Annotated in this window: 3 protein-coding genes; all 3 read left to right on the forward strand. The window is 70.4% G+C overall.

Annotated elements, in window-relative coordinates:
- Positions 1-405: 405 nt before the first annotated feature.
- Positions 406-2,031, forward strand: a complete 1,626-nt coding sequence (gene groL, locus ACFXPK_RS30565; RefSeq protein ID WP_385007689.1) for a chaperonin GroEL — start codon at positions 406-408, stop codon at positions 2,029-2,031.
- A 264-nt stretch (positions 2,032-2,295) separates the two neighbouring features.
- A complete protein-coding gene (locus tag ACFXPK_RS30570; protein ID WP_385007687.1) occupies positions 2,296-2,805 on the forward strand; it encodes an RNA polymerase sigma factor in 510 nt (169 codons plus the stop codon).
- A complete protein-coding gene (locus ACFXPK_RS30575; RefSeq protein ID WP_385080361.1) occupies positions 2,805-3,494 on the forward strand; it encodes a hypothetical protein in 690 nt (229 codons plus the stop codon). The genes ACFXPK_RS30570 and ACFXPK_RS30575 overlap by 1 nt, the downstream gene beginning before the upstream one ends.
- Positions 3,495-3,613: the final 119 nt, after the last annotated feature.

Here is a 3,613-nt window from a genome sequence, read left to right on the forward strand (position 1 = left end):
AGGCGCCCCACCACCCCCTTCGGCGCCGCCCCGCCCCTCATGCGTGATCCCCTCGGCTTCCACCCTGGCTTCCACCCGGCTTCCCCTTGGCATCCACCCGGCTTCCATCCGGCGTCCTCGCCGCGTCCTCGCCGTGTCCTTCCGGCGGACGCCCCGCGGGCGGCACCTCCGGAGGCGCTTGCACTCTCGGGGGTCGAGTGCTAATTATTGGCGTTAGCACTCTGCACGTGAGAGTGACAACTTAAGGACCGGGTCGGTGAGGCCCGAAGAGCCGGCGGGGCAAGGAACCGCCGACTCTCAAGGCCGTCCGTCGCGGGCGCCAGCGCGGTCCGGAGCAATCCTTCCCCAAGCTCTCAACTGCGTTCGAGCAGGGGAGACCCCATCCGTCCGGGAGGACCACTTCACATGGCCAAGATCATCGCGTTCGACGAGGAGGCACGGCGCGGTCTCGAGCGCGGGATGAACCAGCTCGCCGACGCCGTCAAGGTCACCCTTGGTCCCAAGGGCCGCAACGTCGTCCTCGAGAAGAAGTGGGGCGCCCCCACGATCACCAACGATGGTGTGTCCATCGCCAAGGAGATCGAGCTCGAGGACCCGTACGAGAAGATCGGCGCCGAGCTGGTCAAGGAAGTCGCCAAGAAGACGGACGACGTCGCCGGTGACGGTACGACCACCGCGACCGTCCTCGCCCAGGCGCTCGTCCGCGAGGGCCTGCGCAACGTGGCGGCCGGCGCCAACCCGATGGCCCTCAAGCGCGGCATCGAGAAGGCCGTCGAGGCCGTCTCCGGCGCCCTGCTGGAGCAGGCCAAGGACGTGGAGACCAAGGAGCAGATCGCTTCGACGGCCTCCATCTCCGCCGCCGACACCCAGATCGGCGAGCTCATCGCCGAGGCGATGGACAAGGTCGGCAAGGAAGGCGTCATCACCGTCGAGGAGTCGCAGACCTTCGGTCTGGAGCTTGAGCTCACCGAGGGCATGCGCTTCGACAAGGGCTACATCTCGGCGTACTTCGCCACGGACATGGAGCGTATGGAGGCGTCGCTCGACGACCCGTACATCCTGATCGCCAACTCCAAGATCGGCAGCGTGAAGGACCTCCTTCCCCTGCTGGAGAAGGTCATCCAGTCCGGCAAGCCCCTGCTGATCATCGCCGAGGACGTCGAGGGCGAGGCCCTGTCGACCCTGGTCGTCAACAAGCTCAAGGGCACCTTCAAGTCCGTCGCCGTCAAGGCCCCGGGCTTCGGTGACCGCCGCAAGGCGATGCTGAACGACATCGCCATCCTCACCGGCGGCACGGTCATCTCCGAGGAGGTCGGCCTCAAGCTGGAGAACGCCGGTCTCGACCTGCTCGGCCGCGCCCGCAACGTCGTCATCACCAAGGACGAGACGACCATCGTCGACGGTGGCGGCGACAGCGACCAGGTCGCGGGCCGTGTCAGCCAGATCCGTGCCGAGATCGAGAACAGCGACTCGGACTACGACCGCGAGAAGCTCCAGGAGCGCCTGGCGAAGCTGGCCGGCGGCGTGGCCGTCATCAAGGCCGGTGCCGCGACCGAGGTCGAGCTGAAGGAGCGCAAGCACCGCATCGAGGACGCGGTGCGCAACGCCAAGGCCGCCGTCGAGGAGGGCATCGTCGCCGGTGGTGGCGTGGCTCTGCTCCAGGCTTCCTCGGTCTTCGAGAAGCTTGAGCTGACGGGCGACGAGGCGACCGGCGCGCAGGCCGTCAAGCTCGCGCTGGAGGCCCCGCTCAAGCAGATCGCCGTCAACGGTGGTCTTGAGGGCGGCGTCGTCGTGGAGAAGGTCCGCAACCTGACGGTCGGTCATGGCCTGAACGCCGCGACCGGCGAGTACGTCGACATGATCGCCGAGGGCATCATCGACCCGGCGAAGGTCACGCGCTCCGCTCTCCAGAACGCCGCGTCCATCGCCGCGCTGTTCCTCACCACCGAGGCCGTCATCGCCGACAAGCCGGAGAAGGCCGGCGCGGCCCCGGCCGGCGGCGGCATGCCGGGCGGTGACATGGACTTCTGATCGGCCCGAGGCCGCCCGGACGCCCGCCGCGTCCGGACGGCCGGTCGATCGACCGTCCTGACCGGGGGCGGCATCCCTTCTCGGAGCTTCGGCTTCCGAAGGGGTGCCGCCCCCGGGCTATTTCCGTTGTCCCGGGCCTTCCGGCGGACATCGGGGGAACGCCGGCGGGGGCGGTGTCCCGGGCTTCCCGGTCTCCCGCGGTACGGGCACAAGTTCCTGGGCCAGGGATGTAAGGATGCGCCCGGTCCATGACATCTATGGGGTGTGGAGACCTTGAAGACCGGGAGCGAGCGGGACCGCGCCGCGCGGTTCACCGCCTTGTACGTCCGTGACCACCCGCGGGTGTCCGCCTTCGTGCACCGGAGGTCGGGGGACCGGGCGGCGGCCGAGGAGCTGACCGCCGAGGTCTTCCGTACGGCCTGGGAGCGCATGACGGACGGCCAGGAGGTCGGTACGGGCTGGCTGTTCGTCACCGCGCGGAATCTGCTGAGCAACCACTACCGCTCGATGGAGCGGCTGACGGAGCTGCACCGCCGGATCGGCGACGAGCTGGACCGTACCCCCGCCTCCGGGCCGGACGAGGCCGTCCTCGACGCGCTCGACCGGCTGCCGTCCCACCACCGCGAGGTGCTGCTGCTGAGCTACTGGGACGGGCTGAGCGCCGCCGAGGCCGGTCAGGCGCTGGGGTGTTCGGCGCCCGCGGTGTGGGTGCGGCTGCACCGGGCCCGCAAAGCGTTCCGTGATGTCTACGACCTGCCCGAGGAGTCACTGTGATGCGCGTGAAATCGATGATCCGGAACGTCAACCCCGTGCCGCCCCCGGAGCCCGGGGAGCTGTCGCCGCGCGCGGCGGCCGAACTCGCCGCTCTGGTGGGGCCCGTGGACGAGGGGACGCGCCCTCTCCGTACGGTGGCCGCCCGCAGGCAGCCCCGGCGCGCCCTCCTGACGGCCGTCGTCGCGTGCGCGGCCGCCGGGGTCATCGGCGGTGCCACCCTCCTCCTGCTGCCGGGCGACCCGGCGGGACCCGGCGCGGGTCCGGGCGCGGGTCCGGGGGGCGGGGCCGTCGCCGACGAGCCGTACTTCGGGACCACCGACCGGCTGGAGGGCGTCGCGACCGTGATCGTACGGGCGAGGCTCGGCGCCGGCCGGGAGGAGGACACCGACGACGTCAGGACGACCGTCGCGACGGCGGACGTGCTCGCGACCGCCAAGGGGAGCACCCCGGGCGACTCGATCGAGGTCGCGTACACCACCCCGGGCTCCGGGCCCGAGACGGCCGGGCTCACGGAGGGCAAGGAGTACGTCCTGCTGCTGGAGGAGAGCGGCGACGGCGGGTACGTCCTGGTGAACACCACGCAGGGCTGGTACGGCGTGGGCGGCGACGGCCGGCGGGCGGTCGCCGGGAACGACAACGACGTGGCCCTGAGCCCCGGGGTCCTCAAGGCGCTCCGGCTCACGGAGTAGAGCGGTGGGGAACGGGGCGGTGGGGAGCCGAGCGGTGGGAGTGGGGCGGGGCGTCACGGAGGACGAGGTCCTCCAGTCTCTTTTACACAAAAGACGCTGCCGCCGAAAATTTTGTTGTA

It is taken from the genome of Streptomyces sp. NPDC059142, assembly GCF_042755665.1.
Taxonomy (GTDB): Bacteria; Actinomycetota; Actinomycetes; order Streptomycetales; family Streptomycetaceae; genus Streptomyces.

Coding starts and splice junctions, on each gene's coding strand:
- groL (WP_385007689.1), top strand. CDS start 406: ATGGCCAAGATCATCGCGTTCGACGAGGAGGCACGGCGCGGTCTCGAG.
- ACFXPK_RS30575 (WP_385080361.1), top strand. CDS start 2,805: ATGCGCGTGAAATCGATGATCCGGAACGTCAACCCCGTGCCGCCCCCG.